This is a genomic window from Alcaligenes sp. Marseille-Q7550, assembly GCF_965112015.1.
Genome location: NZ_CBCOPU010000003.1, coordinates 80,130 through 97,497, shown reverse-complemented (window position 1 = coordinate 97,497; position 17,368 = coordinate 80,130). Strand labels below are relative to the sequence as shown.

General features: G+C 66.0%; 19 protein-coding genes. All 19 read right to left on the bottom strand.

What is annotated here, in order from left to right; all coding sequences use genetic code 11:
* Nucleotides 1–846 (bottom strand): type II secretion system F family protein, encoded by an 846-nt coding sequence (locus tag ACWPWO_RS16945; protein ID WP_454007588.1) that lies wholly within the window; start codon nucleotides 844–846, stop codon nucleotides 1–3.
* Nucleotides 843–2,417, bottom strand: a complete 1,575-nt coding sequence (locus tag ACWPWO_RS16940) for an ATPase, T2SS/T4P/T4SS family (RefSeq protein WP_454007812.1) — start codon at nucleotides 2,415–2,417, stop codon at nucleotides 843–845. The genes ACWPWO_RS16945 and ACWPWO_RS16940 overlap by 4 nt, the downstream gene beginning before the upstream one ends.
* The gene (locus ACWPWO_RS16935; RefSeq protein WP_454007811.1) at nucleotides 2,407–3,738 is read right to left on the bottom strand and encodes a type II and III secretion system protein family protein; all 1,332 of its coding nucleotides are present in this window, start codon (nucleotides 3,736–3,738) and stop codon (nucleotides 2,407–2,409) included. The genes ACWPWO_RS16940 and ACWPWO_RS16935 overlap by 11 nt, the downstream gene beginning before the upstream one ends.
* Nucleotides 3,739–3,776: 38 nt before the next feature.
* Complete coding sequence (gene cpaB / locus ACWPWO_RS16930) at nucleotides 3,777–4,661, bottom strand: Flp pilus assembly protein CpaB (protein WP_454007587.1); 885 nt, start codon at nucleotides 4,659–4,661, stop codon at nucleotides 3,777–3,779.
* On the bottom strand, nucleotides 4,658–5,254 hold the full coding sequence (locus ACWPWO_RS16925; protein ID WP_454007586.1) for a hypothetical protein: 597 nt from the start codon (nucleotides 5,252–5,254) through the stop codon (nucleotides 4,658–4,660). Before ACWPWO_RS16925 ends, cpaB begins: the two co-directional genes overlap by 4 nt.
* A complete protein-coding gene (locus ACWPWO_RS16920; RefSeq protein ID WP_454007585.1) occupies nucleotides 5,251–5,994 on the bottom strand; it encodes a pilus assembly protein TadE in 744 nt (247 codons plus the stop codon). The genes ACWPWO_RS16925 and ACWPWO_RS16920 overlap by 4 nt, the downstream gene beginning before the upstream one ends.
* Nucleotides 5,991–7,373 (bottom strand): hypothetical protein, encoded by a 1,383-nt coding sequence (locus ACWPWO_RS16915; RefSeq protein WP_454007584.1) that lies wholly within the window; start codon nucleotides 7,371–7,373, stop codon nucleotides 5,991–5,993. Before ACWPWO_RS16915 ends, ACWPWO_RS16920 begins: the two co-directional genes overlap by 4 nt.
* A complete protein-coding gene (locus tag ACWPWO_RS16910) occupies nucleotides 7,370–7,627 on the bottom strand; it encodes a hypothetical protein (protein ID WP_454007583.1) in 258 nt (85 codons plus the stop codon). The genes ACWPWO_RS16915 and ACWPWO_RS16910 overlap by 4 nt, the downstream gene beginning before the upstream one ends.
* Nucleotides 7,628–7,740: 113 nt before the next feature.
* Nucleotides 7,741–7,962: a hypothetical protein gene (locus tag ACWPWO_RS16905; RefSeq protein WP_454007582.1), complete on the bottom strand. Its 222-nt coding sequence runs from the start codon at nucleotides 7,960–7,962 to the stop codon at nucleotides 7,741–7,743.
* A gap of 188 nt (nucleotides 7,963–8,150) precedes the next feature.
* On the bottom strand, nucleotides 8,151–8,846 hold the full coding sequence (locus ACWPWO_RS16900; RefSeq protein WP_454007581.1) for a fumarylacetoacetate hydrolase family protein: 696 nt from the start codon (nucleotides 8,844–8,846) through the stop codon (nucleotides 8,151–8,153).
* Nucleotides 8,843–9,379, bottom strand: a complete 537-nt coding sequence (ppa, locus tag ACWPWO_RS16895; RefSeq protein WP_454007580.1) for an inorganic diphosphatase — start codon at nucleotides 9,377–9,379, stop codon at nucleotides 8,843–8,845. Before ppa ends, ACWPWO_RS16900 begins: the two co-directional genes overlap by 4 nt.
* A gap of 30 nt (nucleotides 9,380–9,409) precedes the next feature.
* Nucleotides 9,410–10,906: a heme biosynthesis HemY N-terminal domain-containing protein gene (locus tag ACWPWO_RS16890; protein WP_454007579.1), complete on the bottom strand. Its 1,497-nt coding sequence runs from the start codon at nucleotides 10,904–10,906 to the stop codon at nucleotides 9,410–9,412.
* Nucleotides 10,907–10,909: 3 nt separating this feature from the next.
* Nucleotides 10,910–12,214 (bottom strand): uroporphyrinogen-III C-methyltransferase, encoded by a 1,305-nt coding sequence (locus tag ACWPWO_RS16885; protein ID WP_454007578.1) that lies wholly within the window; start codon nucleotides 12,212–12,214, stop codon nucleotides 10,910–10,912.
* A gap of 72 nt (nucleotides 12,215–12,286) precedes the next feature.
* Nucleotides 12,287–13,081, bottom strand: a complete 795-nt coding sequence (locus ACWPWO_RS16880) for a uroporphyrinogen-III synthase (protein WP_454007577.1) — start codon at nucleotides 13,079–13,081, stop codon at nucleotides 12,287–12,289.
* Nucleotides 13,082–13,093: 12 nt separating this feature from the next.
* On the bottom strand, nucleotides 13,094–14,047 hold the full coding sequence (gene hemC / locus ACWPWO_RS16875) for a hydroxymethylbilane synthase (protein WP_454007810.1): 954 nt from the start codon (nucleotides 14,045–14,047) through the stop codon (nucleotides 13,094–13,096).
* The gene (locus tag ACWPWO_RS16870) at nucleotides 14,047–14,172 is read right to left on the bottom strand and encodes a hypothetical protein (RefSeq protein ID WP_394060094.1); all 126 of its coding nucleotides are present in this window, start codon (nucleotides 14,170–14,172) and stop codon (nucleotides 14,047–14,049) included. The genes hemC and ACWPWO_RS16870 overlap by 1 nt, the downstream gene beginning before the upstream one ends.
* A 4-nt stretch (nucleotides 14,173–14,176) precedes the next feature.
* Nucleotides 14,177–14,881 carry a TerC family protein gene (locus tag ACWPWO_RS16865; RefSeq protein ID WP_454007576.1) on the bottom strand — a complete coding sequence of 235 codons (705 nt, stop codon included), beginning with the start codon at nucleotides 14,879–14,881 and terminating at the stop codon, nucleotides 14,177–14,179.
* A 365-nt stretch (nucleotides 14,882–15,246) separates the two neighbouring features.
* Nucleotides 15,247–16,128 carry a succinate--CoA ligase subunit alpha gene (sucD, locus tag ACWPWO_RS16860; RefSeq protein WP_394060098.1) on the bottom strand — a complete coding sequence of 294 codons (882 nt, stop codon included), beginning with the start codon at nucleotides 16,126–16,128 and terminating at the stop codon, nucleotides 15,247–15,249.
* A 21-nt stretch (nucleotides 16,129–16,149) separates the two neighbouring features.
* On the bottom strand, nucleotides 16,150–17,310 hold the full coding sequence (gene sucC / locus ACWPWO_RS16855) for an ADP-forming succinate--CoA ligase subunit beta (protein ID WP_454007575.1): 1,161 nt from the start codon (nucleotides 17,308–17,310) through the stop codon (nucleotides 16,150–16,152).
* Nucleotides 17,311–17,368: the final 58 nt, after the last annotated feature.

Genomic DNA, 17,368 nt, shown 5'->3' with positions numbered 1-17,368 from the left:
CTACTCCTTGCCGCGCAGGATCAGGCGCATCCACCACAGGCCGGTGGACAGCATGGCCAGGATGCCTGCCGCCACCCAGGCGCCGGTCCGGCTGAACCAGGCCTGTCCAAAGCCTTCCGGATCCAGCGCATACAGGACAACGGCCAGCAGCAGCGGCAGTCCCAGCATGATGCGCGCCTGCAGACGAGCCTGAGCGGTCAGGGCCTGGATCTTCTCCTCCATGGCCAGGCGGTTTCGCAAGGTCTGGGACAGAATCTTGAGCATGCCGGCCAATCCGGCTCCTGTTCCCAGCCCCATGTGCAGAACGCTCAGAAACATGCCCAGCTCGGCCAGGGGCGCGCGCGCCAGCAGTTCGTCATAGCTGGCCTGCCGCCCCAGGCCCAGCCGCTGTTGACGCAAGAGCAGGCGCAGCTCCTGCCCCAGAGGCGGCGCAAGAGATTGCGCCAGTTGCTGCAAAGCGGCCTGCAGAGCCAGGCCGGCTTGCAGCGCCAGGGCCAGGGACAGGACAAAATCCGGCAATTGCCGGCGCAGGCGCTGCAGGCGGCGGGCCCGCACGCCGCGCAGCAGCAGGATAGGCAGCACCAGCCCCGCAATGGCGCAAGCCGCCGCCAGCACGAGCGATTGCCACAACCACCAGACGAACGCCAGAAGCACGGGCGGCAGCGCCGCACTGGCCGCCACCAGGTACTGGCTGCGTACGAAGACAAAATGAGATTGCAGGCTGTCCCTGGAACTGGCCTGCAGGTGCCGGCGATAGGATCGGGCCAGCCCGCTGGACAGGCGCAGCAGCAGGAACGCCAGCAGGCACGCGCCCAGCAGCACAAGGATGAGCGCCGCAAGCTTCATGGCCGCTCCCTCCGGAGCAAGCCCAGACGCTCGGACACCAGGCCGCTGCCGCTGAAGCCGCCCTCCGGACGATAGCTGTACAAGGTCTGCATCTGAATGCAGTGCCCTTCGATGCCGGTCACTTCCACGATCTCGCTGATCAGGCGGCGGCCGTCCGGCAAGCGGCACAGCTGAACCAGCACATGCAAGGCCCGGGCGATATGCTCGCGCACGACGTTCAGGGGCAGGTCCAGGCCCGCCATCAGGACCATGCCCTCCAGGCGGGACAGGGCGTCGCGGGGGCTGTTCGCATGCAAGGTCCCCATGGATCCCTCGTGGCCGGTGTTCATGGCCGAGAGCATGTCGAAAGCTTCCGCCCCGCGGCACTCCCCCACCACGATCCGGTCCGGCCTCATGCGCAAGGCCTGGCGCAGCAGGCTGCGTATGTCCACCTGGCCCTGCCCCTCCGCATTGGCGGGACGCGATTCCAACGCCACCCAGTTCGCATGCTGCAACTGCAGTTCCGCCGCATCCTCCAGCGTGACGATGCGCTCGCCGGGATCGATGCAGGTGCTGAGCACGTTGAGCAAGGTCGTCTTGCCCGTGCCGGTGCCGCCGGACACCAGCACATTGCAGCGCTGGTCCACAGCCTGGCGCAGGAAGACAGCCATGTCGGCGGACAGGCTGCCTGAGCGCAGCAGATCGTCCAGTGACAGGCGGCGTCTGGGAAACTTGCGTATGGTCACGCAAGTGCCTTTGACCGCGACCGGGGCCAGCACGGCATGGAAGCGGGAGCCGTCGGACAGCCGGCCGTCCACGGCCGGCGAGCTGACATCCAGGCGGCGCCCAATCGGCGCCAGGATGCGATCGATGACGGCCCTCAGGGCCGCTTCGCTGCTGAAGGAGGCCGGGTGCGGCTGAAGACGCCCTCCCTGCTCCACGAAGACGCTGGCGTAATGATTGACCATGATCTCCGATACGCCGGGGTCGGCCAGCAAGGGCTCCAGAGGCCCCAGACCCACTGCTTCGGCGCACACCGCCGCCTGCAGGCCGGCCTGCTCGTCGGGCGGCAAGGCGCATTGGGCCTGGATGAGCCGGCCCACGCACTCATAGGCCTCTTGATACAACTGCTGATCGCTGACCCTGGACAGGTCGCGGCGTTCCAGCTCCAGGGCATCGAGCAAGGCCTGATGCAGGCGCTGTTGCTCCTGCCTGAACATCGCGCTCTGTGCGGGCGGCGATGCAAGCGGTTCCGCCTGCTCGGCCGGCTCGACTCCCCGCGATCTGTCCGCCTCGGAAGACACATGAAGCAGACCCAGCACCCGCAGGGTAAACCCTCCCAGTGTCAGCACATCGCCCTGGCGCAAAGGTCCGTCGTCGTAGACGCGCCGCCCATTGAGCAGCACTCCGGTCAGGGAGCCGTGGTCCTGCACATACACGGCGCCCGCCCGGTCCAGAAGGCTGGCATGCTGGCGGGCGATACGCCAGGACGGCAGGACCAGGTCGCAGCCCGGATCCCGCCCTATCAGCGCGGGCAGGGCCAGAGAACAACGGCGCGCAGCGTCGCGCTCGGAGCAGACTTCAAGGTTCAACACGGTAGACCTCGGCATCGGAATTGCGCCATTGGGATGCATTGCCGCGCCAGAATGAATCCACCGCAGGCTCGGCGACGGGGCTGCGTACCGGCGTGTTCAGCCTGGGCGCATCGGGAAAGGCCTGTTCCAGCCACTGGGCCGAGTTCGCCTGACGCGAGAGCAGATCCGGATGATCCGCGGTCACCAGGGTGGGCGTGACGAACACCGCCAGCTCCGTCTCCTGGCGAGCGAAGCGCTCCGAACGGAACAGCGCCCCCAGGACGGGCAGGCTGGCCAGGCCCGGCAGCCGATCGACATGGCGGGATTCCTCGCGCGAAATGAAACCGGCCAACACCAGCGTCTGGCCGGAGCGCACATTGAACTCCGTGGAGGCGCGGCGGGTCTTGAGCGAGGGGCCCGCAGGCTGCGACAGGCTGGCGTCCACCGAACTGACTTCGACCTCGATGCGCGAACGCACCAGGCCGCCGCGCTCCACCCGCGGCACGATGCGCAATGACACGCCATAGGGCTTGAACGCCGTGTTGCTGTTGCCCTTGGCGTCCGTCACGGTGTAAGGCAATTCCCCGCCGGCAAGGAACTCGGCCTGCGAGCCGCTGCGCGCCAGAAGCTGGGGCTGGGCCAGCACCACGGCCTGGCCCTCCTGAGCCATGGCCTGCACCCGGGCCGACATCAGCGCTCCCACTCCGAAGAAGGCCGCGCCATGCCGCGCCGGAAAGGGCAAGGGCAGCACGGCTTCGCCGGGACGCTCCAGGAACTGATGCGTGGCGGCGTCCCAGCCGCCTCCCATGCTCAATCCCCCCTGAGAGGCGCCTTCCCATCGTACGCCCAGTTCGCGCAGGCTGTTGCGGGGCACTTCGACCACCTGCACATCCAGCAGCACCATGGGCTCCCAGCCGTCCTGCTGGGTGAAGTCCAGCAGTTGGGGATGCTGCTGGCTGAGGGACTGGATGCGTTCCTTGTCCTGGTCGCTGAGCCCTTCGCCTTCCAGCACCAGCTTGCCGCCCAGTTCGCTGATGCGCAATTGCGGAATGCGCGCCAACAGCTCCCGCAGTTCGGACAGGGTCTGGCGATGGTTCTCGGGCGAAACCTGCACCTGGTACGATCGGCTTTGGCCCGAATTGCGCCAGACCTGCACCGATGTGGCGCCCGCCTTGCGGGCGAACAGGATCAATTCGCGCGCATCCGTGGTGACAGCATGGACGATATCGCCGTCGCCCACCGCCACACGTTCGACCTGACCACCCGGCAAGACCAGCAACTCGCCCACCTGCAAAGCCAGATCCTGCGCGCAGAGCTGTGCGGGCATACAGCTCAGCATGAACAGGCCCAGCCAACGGCAAAGACGCCTGGTCTCTTTCATGGCCGCCCCTTTGGCACGGCAAGGACATCAGGCAAGTCCAGCCAGCCCAACCTTTCCAACTCCGGCGATCCGACATCGCGCGACGGCCGATTGCCGTACAGGACCTCCACAGGCTTGCCGGGTGCGCCATCCGGCGCGAGGCCCAGGATATCGGCCAGTTCGCCGCGCACAGCAGCTTGATGGGGCGTCTGGTCATCAGGATGGCGCAGCAGGGCCGTGATGCGGCCGTGCTGGCGCGCCGCCAGCAGCTTCAGGGCCTCGTCCGGCCCCACGTCCAGGGTCAACGTGTTGTAGCCCTCCGTCTCAGCGCCTGGGCCGCCCCCCGTTCCCTGCGACTTGTGGCCCGTCGCCAGCACCGCCACGGATTGCAGCAAAGGAGCGGTGACGCGCCGCTGACGATCGTCGAAGCTGACGTAGATGTCGATCAGGTCGCCGGGGCGGATCAGGCCGGAAACCGAACTGAGTGCATCGACCGGCACCGTCACGGCACGCCTGCCCGACAGCAACTGTTCGGAGAAAGGCCCGGATGGCGCCTGCACGCGCGCCCGTGTGATCAGGTCCCCCGCCCGCAGAGCCTGGGTGAGCACCATGCCGTCCAGATCCCCGAAACGCGCTGCGTCCAGGCTGTCGCTGGGCGCCAGTTCCGCCGGATAGGCGCGCGCGGCCAGATGGGCGACCTGCAACACCGTTCCAGCTTCCAGCGCGACGGCGGCGACCACGCGTTCGACATGCGGACGGACTGCGGCCTGACGCAGCGCCTGCTCCTGCTGATCGAGATACTCGCTCATGGACCCGGCCGCCATCAGGCCGGCCAGCAGAGCCGCTCCCCCCAATCCGACGCTGGGATGGCGGACAACACGAAACAAGGCGGAAAAAGTCATGGCGACTCCTGTGTACAGCCCCTGCAGATCACCAACAGATACATGAGGCGCCCATGCTCCACCTCGACGACTTCCAGCACGGACTGCTCCCGCCGCCAGACGTCCCTCGAGGCGGCCGGACGCCACCCGGCGGCGCCAAGACGGGTGCGCCAGCCATCCTGGACCTGGACCAGCCAGGCCCGCCCTTCCCCTTGCTGTTCGTGTTGCCACAACACAGGTCCGGGGATGGGCGCCGACGGCATCGGCTCCGGGCGGGCCGCCTCCGACATGCTCAAAGAGCCTGACAGGTCCGGCCCGTGCAGGCCGTCCAGCCACAGCACGCAGCTTCTGTTCCCGTGCTGCGCGCTGAACACCCATTGTTTGTGCAGGCGCAGAGCGCGGTGGAATGCGCCGCAAGCCGGTTCGAGCCGCTCCGACAAATCCCGCGCGGGCAGATCTGTCCGCATGTTCCAGGACCACAACAGCCCTTGAGGCGTGCGACTGCCCTGGCCCCCGCTCCAGTTCACCGCCGGATCGTTCAAGGGCGGCGGTACCGCTGCAGCCCGGCAGAATCCAGGAGCGAGCAGCAGACAGAAGACAAGCCAGGATTTCACGGCGCCTCCAGTCGGTTCGAGAACCCCGCCATGCCGGCCGCAGCATCTGCGCCACAGTGCGCAGGCGCTTGCGGCGCCGCGTTGATCCGGCCTTGCTCGCCTTCGCCATCAGCAGCGAGGCCCGTGCACAAGCGCGTGGCCAGATCCGGTGCGACATCCTGCCAGGGACCGAACCAATCCAGATCCGGGAGCGCCCGTCCCCAAGCCGAATCCAGCGGCGCGGCCGCCTGCATGGATGCCTGCGCCGCCTGCAGGCTGGCTCGAGTGGCGCGCCCCCACGCGCTGCGGCTGCCGACAAGGCGGGCCTTTGCACTTTGTGTATCGTCCGCCTGCCCCGCCCCCGCCAGCAGATGGGATTGACGCGCCAGCGTCAGCGCCGCCCGCTCACCGGGCATCCATGCAGGCCAGTCCATGCCCATGCTGGACCGGACCTGCCAGGTGCCGCTTCGCATGCCCAGCAACTCTATCCTCAAGGACTCCGCCCCCTGGGCAGGCAATGCGTCGAAGCGTCGGCTGAGGAGAAACTCCTCCGGCGGCCCATTGCCTTCGCTGATCGGCACACCTTGCGAGTCATGCACGAACACCTGCGCATGGCTGAACTGCTGTAGCTGCTGCAGGCGATTCTGCTGGCTCATCAGCCAGCGCCCGCTCAGGATCAACAGGCACAGCACCACTCCCAGAAGGCAGGCCTCCACCAGCACGGCTCCTTGCTGCCTGTTTGCGAGAAGGCGCATGATCATGACTGCTCCCCGCCGACATGAAGAACTCGGGCCTGGCGGCCGGCGCTTTTTTGCCGTGATGCAGAGGCGCGGCGTGCATTGCAGCGAGCCGGCCTTGCCTGGCCTCGCCTTCTACGGCGAGGCTTGCGCACGGACGTTTGATCGGCGCCGCTCAGCCGCGCCTGCCAAAAAGGCAGAAACAGGCTGGAAGAACCAGAGTCCTCGTCATGGGAACCGGGCGGCAGAGAAAAAAAGGTTTGAGCGCAAGAATGGGCATGAACGGCCTGCCCAAGATGGCCTTGACCGCGCAAGCGCAAGCACAGGCCGAGACGCGAACCCGGCATGGCGATCGAATATCCATCCGGCAAGCCCGCCTGCTTCCAATCCATGACGTCGCGCCGGGCCCACGCCTTGGCCACGGCGTTATCGTCAGCCGAAAAAAGCGATGTATTGCCCTGCTCCAGGGCCCAACGCCAGAAACTCTGCGCGGAAAAGTCCGCAGGCGCCTGAATGCCGGACGTTTCCCTGGGCGTCTGCAAGGCCCAGGCCATGGCGTACTCGCGGTAGTAGCAGCCCAGCCATCGATTGGCTCGCACGGCATGCAAGGATTGCGTATCGCTGGAATGCCAGCGGCCACCATCGTCCATCTCCGTACGCCCCAAGCGGCGCAAGCGATGCCGCCACAGCGGACATCGAGGATCCACGACCCAGAACGAGCTGGCAAGATGATCACGTGGTCCGAGAAAGCCGTACAAGGCCGTCAAGCGCGTCAAGGCCGGCCGCCATTGCGCCAGACCGCTGCGCCGCTGCAGAAAACCAGGCCAGCCGTCTTCTTCCAGTTGCCAGGAACGCTCCTGAACCGGCCAATCCGGCAGGCTGCCATCCAGGATGGCCTGAATGATGGCGCGGCGACGTTGAGGCAGTTCCTGGACCAGTTGCTCCTGCGCCTTGGCCAGCACCTGATGGATAAGCTGCTGGTGGCCCTCGAAGGCCTGCTCCAGGGAGCGTTGGCCATCGCCGGCCGAGCGGGCGCCCAGGTAGGCGGATCCATGGCCCGGCCCGAACATCATGGCGATCAGATACGCGGGCGGATTGCCGCGCCGCATCTGCCCGGACTGGGTTTGCGCCGCCCGGTCCCAGGTGGCCAGGGTCAGCAGGTGCGCCAGGGCAAGCTGATGCCCCAGCTGGGCGCGATTGATGTAGGCCAGCAGGTTCAGGGTGCGCGCCTGCTCGGTTGCCGCGCTGTAGGCGGCCGCATCCAGCACGAGCGAAAGACGCCCTTGCTGCTCGGCGATCTGGTTGACGTGAAAGTACCCGAGCCACGCCACGGACAGAAGAGACAGGGACACCAGCCCCCAGGCCAGCGCCGCACCCTGCTGGGACCTGCGCGGCGGCGTCATTGCGCATTGCCCGTGAAGGACTTGAGCCCCTTGGAGGCGCCCTGCGCAGCGGCCGCGGCAGCAGCCGACTGAGCCTGGCGGGTCTGTTCCGATCCGTCCTCGCCGGCCAGCTCCTTGGCCATGGCCGCTGTCTGGTTGCGTATGACCTGCCCGAAGGATTGATACACCGCGATGGCGGCCACCGCCACCAGGGCCACGATGACCAGGTATTCGACCATGCCCTGGCCGCGCTGCTGCATGCTGGACTGCCTCATAGGAATCTCCCCAAAGTCAGTCCATAGTCTGCCCTTCCCGCCCGCCCCCTCCAATTCGCAAAAACCGAGCTGGCTGATTGTGTCTCAGCGCAGGGCGGGCACCCGCCCCTGATTCAATACCGCCATTCCAGAACCAGCAAGACGTAGGCCCAGAGCATGTGAAACGCCAGCCACAACACGGGCAGGCTGAAAAACAGCAGCGTCCAGGCCAGCCGCCGGCCCCTGGATACTCTGCCGCGCAGCAATACGAACACACCCAGGGTCAGCAGGCACCAGCTTGCCACGCCCGCCACGATGAGCACTTGCAGCGTCAGGAACAGGCCGCCAAAATCCATGTCGACGAGAAAATTAGCGAAAAGAGTTTGCAGGCAAGCAGCCTGCAGTCAAGGCCCGCAAGCGGGCTCTTTGCCATGAATAAAAAAGCTCCGACCGCAAGGCCGGAGCTTCAGCGCCACGTTACGAAAGCACGTTGCACGCAGCTCCGCTTCGCCACGAACAGCGAAACCTGCGCGAGGACTGGCGATCAGACCAGGCGCACGTCTATGCTGCCCACCCCTTCAATGGCGCCATGCATGACATCGCCGCGCTCGACCGCGCCGACGCCTGCGGGCGTGCCCGTGAAGATGATGTCGCCAGGATGCAGTTCGAACAGGCCCGACAGATAGGCGATGGACTCGGCCACATTCCAGATCAGCTGCGAGAGATCGCCGCTCTGGCGGCGCTCGCCGTTGACGTCCAGCGTGATGGCGCCGGCGATCAGTTCGCCGACGCGGCTGCGCGGCGCCAGCGGGCCGGTGGGCGCCGAGTGGTCGAAGGCCTTGCCGACCTCCCAGGGGCGGCCGGCTTTCTTGGCCTGGGCCTGCAGGTCGCGACGGGTCATGTCCAGACCTACCGCATATCCCCACACGCATTCCGCAGCCTGCTGCACCGACAGATCACGCCCGCCCTTGGACAGTGCCACAACGAGCTCGATTTCGTGGTGCAGGTCCTGGGTGCGGGAAGGATACGGCATGTCGCAGACCTGACCCGGCAGCACGTTCAGGATGGCATCGGCCGGCTTGCAGAAGAAAAAAGGATCTTCGCGGCCGGTGAAGCCCATTTCCTGGGCATGCTCCACGTAGTTGCGGCCGACGCAGTAGATGCGGCGCACGGGAAAGAGCTGATCGCTGTCCTGGACGTTCAGCGCCGCGACGGGTGGCGTGGGGATGACGGTACTCATTGGGATTGGCTGTCTGCGAAGCGTTTGGCGCCGTCGACGATCTCTTTCTTGGCGGCTTCCACGCCGTCCCAGCCTTTGACCTTGACCCACTTGCCCTTCTCGATGTCCTTGTAGTGCTCGAAGAAGTGCTTGATGCGCTCGAGCTCTTCAGGCTGCAGGTCGTCGGGGGACTGGATGTGGCGGTACAGGGGATACAGCTTGTCCGTGGGCACGGCCAGCAGCTTGGCGTCGCCGCCCGCTTCGTCGTCCATGTTCAGCACGCCGATGGCGCGGCAGGCGATCACGGCGCCGATCTGGATGGGGAACGGCGCGATGACCAGCACGTCCACCGGATCGCCGTCTTCGGAAATGGTCTGGGGGATGTAACCGTAGTTGCAGGGATAGTGCATCGCGGTCAGCATGAAGCGGTCCACGAAAATAGCGCCAGTCTCGTCGACTTCGTACTTCACGGGGTCGGAGTTCATGGGAATTTCAACGATGACATTGAACTCGTCGGGCAGTTTCTTGCCGGCTGGCACGCGGTCTAGGCTCATTCTTGCAAACCTTAAAAAAGATGGTGAGGGTTAATCGTTGGAGCGTCGGGGACGGTCCGAAGTCTGGGAAAGATCGACGCCGGGGATGGGCGCCGTATCGAAATAATCATCCAGGTCCGACGAGGAGGTGAGCGCGTCCTGGCTGGGCGTGGGGGCCGGCTTGATGGGCTCCACCACGGGCAGCGGACGGCCGCTGTCGGGCAGATCGTCCGCCACGGCGCTGGCGCCGTAGGGCGGGACCTGGGCTTGCTGGTCCGAAGGCAGGCTGTCGCCATCGATGTGCGCAGGATCCATGCGGGTGTCGGCCGCCGGCAAGGCGCCGGCCACCGTCAGCACCGGCAGCGTGCCGGCCATGGAGGCAGCCTTGCGCCAGTAAGCCACCGCCTCGTCCCGGCGCCCCAGGCTGTCGTACAGATTGCCCAGCAGCGCGTGGTTGCGCAGGTCGCCCTGGATCTTCAGGCTGCGCAGCAGGTAATGCTCCCCCTGCCCCCAGAGCTGGCTGGTCAGGCACAAATGGCCCAGCGTGGACAGCAGGACGGGATTGTTGGGCTGGCTGCGCAGCCATTCCTCCGCCTTGGCCAGGCGGCGGCCGACCTGCTCGGCGGGGCACCGCGCATAGGCCTCCAGCAGGCGGACGTCGAAACTGGCGGCAATGGCCGGCTCCAGGATGCGGCCCGCGTCTTCGTAGTTGCCTTCGCGCTCCTGGATCAGGGCGGCTTCCAGGGCCACGCCCGGCAGCAGCTTTTCGTCGGCTTTCAGGTCCGACCACAGCGTCTTGAACTGCTCGCTGCCGCCGGCGCGCAGCCGGGCCGCCGCCGCGAACTCGATATGCCCCAATGCTTCCTGGCGTTCGATGCCGCTGCGGCGCATGAGCAGACGGGTCAGCTCGTAGACGCGCTCGGCATCGCCTTGCTGCCTGTAGGCACGCAGCAGCAGCCGGGCGGCGTGCAGGTGACGCGAACTGGCATCCTGCAGAGGCTGCAGCAGGGCTATGGCCTGCTGGGCCCGATTCTGGTCCAGATACATTTCGGCGGAGGCGACGGCGCTGGCTTCCTTCAGGCGCGTGTCTTCGCCGGCGGCGGCGCGAGCCGCCGCCAGGGCTTGGTCACGCTGGGTCATGTCACCCTGGTAATGCGCGGCGCGGGCCGCGGCCAGGCCGGCGACGACATTGCTGCTCTGCGAGCGAGTTTTGCTCATGAGCTTCATCATGTCTTTCTCGGCCTGGTCGTAGCGCCCTTCCAGGATGCTTATCCAGCCCGTTTCCAGCAAAGTCTGGTCGCGCTTCTGGGCACGCCGGCCACGCCACAGCCGGAATCGCTCCGGACCGCCGCTGACCCAGGCCAGCAGCCGCAGCAGAATGTACAGGGCCACGAACAGGGCCAGCAGGGACAAGACAACGAAAGTCAGGGAGGAGCGCACCAGATGATGCGGCGTTGCCAGATAGACATTGCCGGCATGTTCACGCAGCACCAGGGCGAGCGCCACGGCGGCAATGAACAGAATGAGAGTCCAGAACCAAGTACGCATCGCTTACCCCTGCGCCTGCCCGACCGCGGCATTGGTCGCCTGCGCGGCATCGCCGGCTTCGGATTGGCTCGCAGCGGGAGCAGGCGGCTCCTGGGCCGGCTGTTCGCCGGGGGAGGATTCGGATTCGGGCTCCTGGGCGGGAGCTTCCGTGGACGGAACCGCCGGCTGCTTGTCCTGGGCGCGGCTCGCCTCGGCCTGACGCAGGCTTTCGATGGCGGCCAGGGTATTGTTGACTGTGGGCAGACGGGCGCCGATCTGGGCGTCCTGCAGTTGACGGGTCAGCCGCAAGGCCTGCTGCACCTCGTTGGACTGCAGGTCGAACCGTTTTTCCAGCGCGGTGATCACGGCATCCAGCTCGGTCTGCCAGACCGAAGACTGGTTCATCATCATGGCAAGCTGGGCGGTCATGATGCGCAGGCGCAGGTTCTCGCGCAGGCGGGCCGCCTGGTCGGGCGACATCAGCAGCGCGGCCGCATCGTCCACGCGCCGCACCGACACGAACTGCCCCAGGTCATGCGTCACGGACCGCCACGCTTCCGCGCTCCACTGCTCCACGGCGTTCCAGGTGCGCGCCCACCAGGATGCGTCGGCGGGCAGCTCGGCGCTCGCCTGTTGCTCGGGCTGCAGGTTCAGCGCCTGAGTGCTGGCGCCGCCGGCGACATCGTCGGGCACGAGCAATGGCGCTTCGGAGACGTAGCGCGACAAGGTGTCCAGCTGGCGCGACAAAGAGGCCACGTCCACGGTGGCAGCGGCGCGCAGGCGGTCCAGGTCCCCATTCAGGGTCTGTTGCAGCGGCGCCAGGCGCACGCGGTTGGCCCGAGCCAACTGGGCCTGCGCGGCTTCCAGGGAGACAATGGCGTTGGCCACGTTGCCGCCCAGCAGCAGCTGCTGTTGAGCGATGGTGGCCAGGTGATCGATATCGTTCAAAAGAATCAGGTCCGAGCCGCTATCCGTCATGGTCTGGAAAGCCTGGCTCAGGTCCTGGAACTGTTCGGTGGAATCCCGGTAGGACTGTTCGAGGGCGTTCAGTTTGTCGGACTGGCGCTGCAACTGCGCAAGCGCCTGCTCGGCGCGCTGATTGGCCTGCTGCGTGGCGCTGATGTTGGCGGCCAACTGGCCCTGAAGCTCGTCCTTGTACTGCTGGATGCTGCTGTTCTGATACCACAGGGCCGCGGCCGCCAGCGCGACCACGACGGCCGTCAGGGCATAGGCTGGGCCGGCGCCGCTCTTGCGGCGGTGTTCGGGCGCGCGCGGCGCAGCGGCGCCCGGATAGGAAGCGGACGCCTTGGCGGCTTCTGGGCCGGGCACGCTTGGCCCCGGTTCGCTTGCGGATGTGTTATCTGTTTTAGCGTTCATGGCAAGATTGTAATCCGTGTGAGGCTAGTCGCGCGAGAGCGCCGCTACCATGGCAGCGACAATGGCGCCGTCGTCTGGCGTACATCTTTGTACCACTGGACGCCCGGTGATTCCAGCCTGATCCAAGCGGGATTGTAAACGTTCCTGGATGCGCGGATGGATGACCACATAGCGGCAGGCAGCCGCCCAGCGCTCGATCATGTCCAGGCGCTGCACATTGGCCAGCACCGCATCCACGCTTTCGGAACTGCTCAGCAGGACTGCCATGGGTTCATCCAGGGCCTGCCGGACCAGACGCACCTGGTCCTCGTTCCAGACCGTCGGACAACGTCGGTAGACGGCCAGCCGCTGCACCTGCACGCCTGCCTGCTCCAGTCGTTCGCCCAGCCATTCCCGCCCGGTCTGCCCGCGCACGATCAGAACGCGGCGCAACTGCCCCAGTAAAGGTTCGATCTCCGGCCAGAGGGCCTCGGAGTCCTGCAGCGAGGCAGGATCGGAAGGCTGGATGACGGCCCAGGGAGGCACGCCAGGCTGAGCCAGCAGCGCCCGCGCCGTGGCCGCGCCGACGGCAGCCAGCCGCACGCCTTCGGGCCAGCGCCGGCCGCGCTCGCGCAGGGCGGAGAAGTAGAAAGCGGCGGCATTGCCGCTGACGAACATGAGCAGATCGTAGTCCGCCGGGTCCTGCCAGCGCTCGCCGGACAGATCCAGCGGCAGCAGCTCCAGGGCAGGCAGCACCAGCGAAGAAAAACCCTGCGCGGCCAGGGCGGCCGCCAGGGTTTCATTTCGGCCTGCCGGCCGCGTCAACACAGCCTTGGGCATGCCCATTCCGTATCAGCGCCCTTGGGGCGATTCGGACAGCAGGCGGTCCAGGACGGCCTGGGCCCCCTGCTCTTTCAGATCCTGCGCCAGGGCCTGACCCAGGACTTCGGCGTCTCGCGCCGGACCATGGGCCTGTGCGCGATAGACCACGGAACCGTCGGGTTCGGCCACCAGGCCCCGCAATTCCAGATTGTCCCCCTGCAAGGTGGCGTAGGCCGCCAGCGGGACCTGGCAGGAGCCGCCCAATGCGCGCGAAACGGCGCGTTCGGCCAGCGCACAGGCGGTGCTCGAAGCGTCGGCCAGGGGCGCGAGCCACTGGGCCACGTCCTGGCGTGTTTCGAGGATCTCGATGCCCAGGGCGCCCTGACCGGCCGCGGGCAGGCTGTCCTCCACGGAGATGTAGTCGCGGATGCGCTCGGCCAGGCCCAGGCGTCGCAGCCCGGCGGAGGCCAGGATGATGGCGGCGTACTCGCCGCGGTCCAGCTTGGCCAGGCGGGTCTGGACGTTGCCGCGCAGGGGTCGTACTTCCAGATGGGGGTAACGCTCGCGGATCTGGGATTCGCGGCGCAGGCTGGACGTGCCGACCACGGCGCCGGCCGGCAGCGCGGCCAGCTTGGCGTACTCGTTGGAGACGAAGGCGTCGCGCGGATCCTCGCGCTCCATGATGACGGGCAAGGCGAACGGGGACTGCAGGTCCACCGGCACGTCTTTCAGGGAGTGGACGGCCAGATGGGCGCGACCGTCCAGCAAGGCGGTTTCAAGCTCCTTGACGAACAGCCCCTTGCCGCCGACCTTGGACAGCGTGCGATCCAGAATGGTGTCGCCGCGGGTGGTCATCTCCAGCAGGCTGACGCGGCACTGCGGGTACAACTGCTGCAGGAGGCCGCGGACGTGCTCGGCCTGCCATAGCGCCAGTTGGCTGGCGCGGGTGGCGATGACCAGTTCCTGGGGTGCAGCCGCTGCCATCATGCGGCGAAGTAGCGCAGAACAGCGGCGGCGACGATGCCGATGACGGCCAGGATGCCCAGCCCTTGCAGCAGCGACAGGCCGCTTTCCTGGGACTTGGCGTCGGAAGACTTGAAAATTGCCATTGACTTAACTTTCCTTGGTGGAGCCCTTGCGGCTGGCCAGCCATTTGCCGACAGCCACCACGAGCAGGGCGCAGACGATCTCAACCCCCAGTTTAACAGGCTGCGCGACCACGCCGAATTGATTTTCCACAAAGGCGTCGGTCACCAGCATGCCGCCGGCGATCCAGCCCAGCAAGGCGCCACCGAAGGTGACCACGATGGGGAAGCGATCGATCAGTTTGAGAACCAGGGTGCTGCCCCAGATGATGATGGGCACGCTCAGCAGCAGGCCGAAGATCACATAGCCCAGCTGATGGTCCAGATGGGCATTCTGGGCCGCGCCGGCAATCGCAATGACGTTGTCCAGGCTCATGACGAAGTCCGCCACGATGATGGTCTTGACGGCCGCCCAGATGGAGCTTGCGCCCTGGATGTTGCCATGCTCGTCATCGTCGGGCATCAGCAGCTTGATGCCGATCCACAGCAGCAGCAAGGCGCCCACGACCTTCAGGAAAGGAATGCCCAGCAGCGTCAGGGCGAAGAAAATCAGGACCACGCGCAGGATGATGGCGCCCGCGGTCCCCCACAGGATGCCTTGCATGCGCTGCTGCTTGGGCAGGTTGCGGCACGCAAGGGCGATCACGACCGCGTTGTCTCCCCCCAGCAGAATGTCGATCAGGACGATCTGGAACAATGACCCCCAATGGAGCGATTGCAGAAATTCAATCATAGTAGTTCCCGTTACAGCTATAAATTATCCGCCGCTCCATGTTCATGGGCAGGCGCCGTATTTTTACGCCGGACCGCTCCAGGGGAAAAGCTCCCCTTGGGGGATGAGCCCGGACATGGAACAGGCCCCGCGGACTGTTCCACGCCTGGCAAATCCGAATGGCATGCAGGCCACGAGGTGGACGGCAAGCCGAAAACGCGGCATGGGCTGTTTTCTTTTGTTACGTAATTCAGCGTGCGTGCAGGCTGGCCAGATTCGGGAAGGAATGCGCCGGAATGGTGTTCTTCTTGGCGAAACCGGCTGGCCGCTGGCGCCCGGCCGCGAAGCGGCCGGACAAAAGGCCCGCCGAGGCGGGCCTGGACTTCTTAGAGCACCGACTTGAGCAGCTTGCCCATTTCGGAAGGGTTGCGGGTCGTGCGGATGCCGCAGGCTTCCATCACTTCCAGCTTGGCATCGGCCGTGTCGGCGCCGCCGGAGATCAGCGCACCGGCGTGGCCCATGCGTTTTCCGGGAGGCGCGGTCACGCCGGCGATGAAGCCGACCACGGGCTTGGTCATGTTGTCCTTGGCCCACAGGGCGGCGTTCACTTCGTCCGGACCGCCGATCTCGCCGATCATGATGACGGCGTCGGTGTCAGGATCGTCGTTGAACATCTTCAGCACGTCGATGTGCTTCAGGCCGTTGATCGGGTCGCCGCCGATGCCCACGGCCGAGGACTGGCCCAGGCCCAGCTCGGTGACTTGCGCCACGGCTTCGTAAGTCAGCGTGCCGGAGCGGCTGACCACGCCGATGCGGCCCTTGCGATGGATGTGACCGGGCATGATGCCGATCTTGATTTCATCGGGGGTGATCAGGCCGGGGCAGTTCGGGCCCAGCAGCAGGGTCTTGCGGTTTTCGGCGCGCATGCGGTTGCGCACTTCCAGCATGTCGCGCACGGGGATGCCTTCGGTGATGCAGATCACCAGGTCCAGATCGGCTTCAACGGCTTCCCAGATGGCGGCGGCCGCGCCTGCCGGCGGCACGTAGATGACCGAAACGGTGGCGCCGGTCTCGGCCTTGGCGTCGGAGACGGAGGCGTAGATCGGGATGCCTTCGAAATCTTCGCCGGCGCGCTTGGGGTTCACGCCAGCCACGAAGGCTTCCATGCCGTTGCCGTACTCGCGGCACATGCGGGTGTGGAACTGGCCGGTCTTGCCGGTGATCCCTTGTGTGATGACTTTGGTGTCTTTATTGATCAGAATCGACATTTGCTAATCCTCAACCTTTTCTTACTTGGCGGCGGCGACGACGGCGGTCGCGGCTTCAGCCATGGTGTCCGCGCTGATGATGGGCAGGCCGGATTCGGCCAGCATCTTCTTGCCCAGCTCTTCGTTGGTGCCCTTCATGCGAACGACCAGAGGCACGTTCAGGTTGACGGCCTTGCACGCGGCGATCACGCCTTCGGCGATGACGTCGCAGCGCATGATGCCGCCGAAGATGTTGACCAGGATGGCCTTGACGCCCTTGTTGGCCAGCATGATCTTGAAGGCTTCGGTGACTTTCTCGGCGGTTGCGCCGCCGCCCACGTCCAGGAAGTTGGCGGGCTCGCCGCCGAACAGCTTGATGGTGTCCATGGTGGCCATGGCCAGACCGGCGCCGTTCACCAGGCAGCCGATGTTGCCGTCCAGCTGGATGTAGGCCAGGTCGTACTTGCTGGCTTCGACTTCGGCAGGGTCTTCTTCGGCCAGGTCGCGGAAGGCGACGATGTCGGGATGGCGGAACAGCGCATTGCCGTCGAAGTTGAACTTGGCGTCCAGGGCGATGATGTCGCCCGAGCCGGTCAGGATCAGGGGGTTGATCTCAGCCAGTTCGGCGTCGGTCTCGGTGTAGGCCTTGTACAGCTTCTGGAATTCGGCGGCGGCCTTCTCCACGGAAGCGTCGGGCACGCCGATGCCGCGGGCCAGCTTGGCGGCCTGCTCGGCCGTCAGGCCCAGGGCGGGATCCACGAATTCCTTCAGGATCTTTTCGGGCGAGTGGGCGGCGACCTCTTCGATCTCCATGCCGCCTTCGCTGGAAGCCATGACGGCCACGCGCTGCGAGGCGCGGTCGGTCACGATGCCCACGTAGTATTCTTTCTTGATGTCCGCGCCTTCTTCGATCAGCAGACGGCCCACCTTCTGGCCTTCAGGGCCGGTCTGGTGCGTGATCAGCTGCATGCCCAGGATTTCCGAGGCCAGTTGACGCACTTCGTCGATGGAGCGGGCCAGCTTGACGCCGCCGCCCTTGCCACGGCCGCCTGCGTGGATCTGGGCCTTGACGACCCACACGGAGCCACCCAGCGCCTGTGCGGCCGCCACAGCCTCGTCGACGGAGAAGGCAGGAATTCCGCGCGGCACGGCAACGCCAAACTGCTTAAGCAGCGACTTGCCCTGATATTCGTGAATTTTCATGTGATACCTGTCAGTCTAAAAACACAATAAAAAAAGGCAGGAACCCTGGGCCGGAGCC

What these genes read in the sequence shown, in the direction of transcription:
- ACWPWO_RS16915 (WP_454007584.1), bottom strand. Translation starts at nt 7,373, where the DNA reads ATGACGCCGCCGCGCAGGTCCCAGCAGGGTGCGGCGCTGGCCTGGGGG.
- ACWPWO_RS16910 (WP_454007583.1), bottom strand. Translation starts at nt 7,627, where the DNA reads ATGAGGCAGTCCAGCATGCAGCAGCGCGGCCAGGGCATGGTCGAATAC.
- ACWPWO_RS16905 (WP_454007582.1), bottom strand. Translation starts at nt 7,962, where the DNA reads ATGGATTTTGGCGGCCTGTTCCTGACGCTGCAAGTGCTCATCGTGGCG.
- ACWPWO_RS16865 (WP_454007576.1), bottom strand. Translation starts at nt 14,881, where the DNA reads ATGATTGAATTTCTGCAATCGCTCCATTGGGGGTCATTGTTCCAGATC.
- ACWPWO_RS16870 (WP_394060094.1), bottom strand. Translation starts at nt 14,172, where the DNA reads ATGGCAATTTTCAAGTCTTCCGACGCCAAGTCCCAGGAAAGCGGCCTG.
- sucC (WP_454007575.1), bottom strand. Translation starts at nt 17,310, where the DNA reads ATGAAAATTCACGAATATCAGGGCAAGTCGCTGCTTAAGCAGTTTGGC.
- sucD (WP_394060098.1), bottom strand. Translation starts at nt 16,128, where the DNA reads ATGTCGATTCTGATCAATAAAGACACCAAAGTCATCACACAAGGGATC.
- cpaB (WP_454007587.1), bottom strand. Translation starts at nt 4,661, where the DNA reads ATGACTTTTTCCGCCTTGTTTCGTGTTGTCCGCCATCCCAGCGTCGGA.
- ACWPWO_RS16890 (WP_454007579.1), bottom strand. Translation starts at nt 10,906, where the DNA reads ATGCGTACTTGGTTCTGGACTCTCATTCTGTTCATTGCCGCCGTGGCG.
- ACWPWO_RS16880 (WP_454007577.1), bottom strand. Translation starts at nt 13,081, where the DNA reads ATGCCCAAGGCTGTGTTGACGCGGCCGGCAGGCCGAAATGAAACCCTG.
- ACWPWO_RS16900 (WP_454007581.1), bottom strand. Translation starts at nt 8,846, where the DNA reads ATGAGTACCGTCATCCCCACGCCACCCGTCGCGGCGCTGAACGTCCAG.
- ACWPWO_RS16935 (WP_454007811.1), bottom strand. Translation starts at nt 3,738, where the DNA reads ATGCTGAGCTGTATGCCCGCACAGCTCTGCGCGCAGGATCTGGCTTTG.
- ACWPWO_RS16920 (WP_454007585.1), bottom strand. Translation starts at nt 5,994, where the DNA reads ATGATCATGCGCCTTCTCGCAAACAGGCAGCAAGGAGCCGTGCTGGTG.
- ACWPWO_RS16945 (WP_454007588.1), bottom strand. Translation starts at nt 846, where the DNA reads ATGAAGCTTGCGGCGCTCATCCTTGTGCTGCTGGGCGCGTGCCTGCTG.
- hemC (WP_454007810.1), bottom strand. Translation starts at nt 14,047, where the DNA reads ATGGCAGCGGCTGCACCCCAGGAACTGGTCATCGCCACCCGCGCCAGC.
- ppa (WP_454007580.1), bottom strand. Translation starts at nt 9,379, where the DNA reads ATGAGCCTAGACCGCGTGCCAGCCGGCAAGAAACTGCCCGACGAGTTC.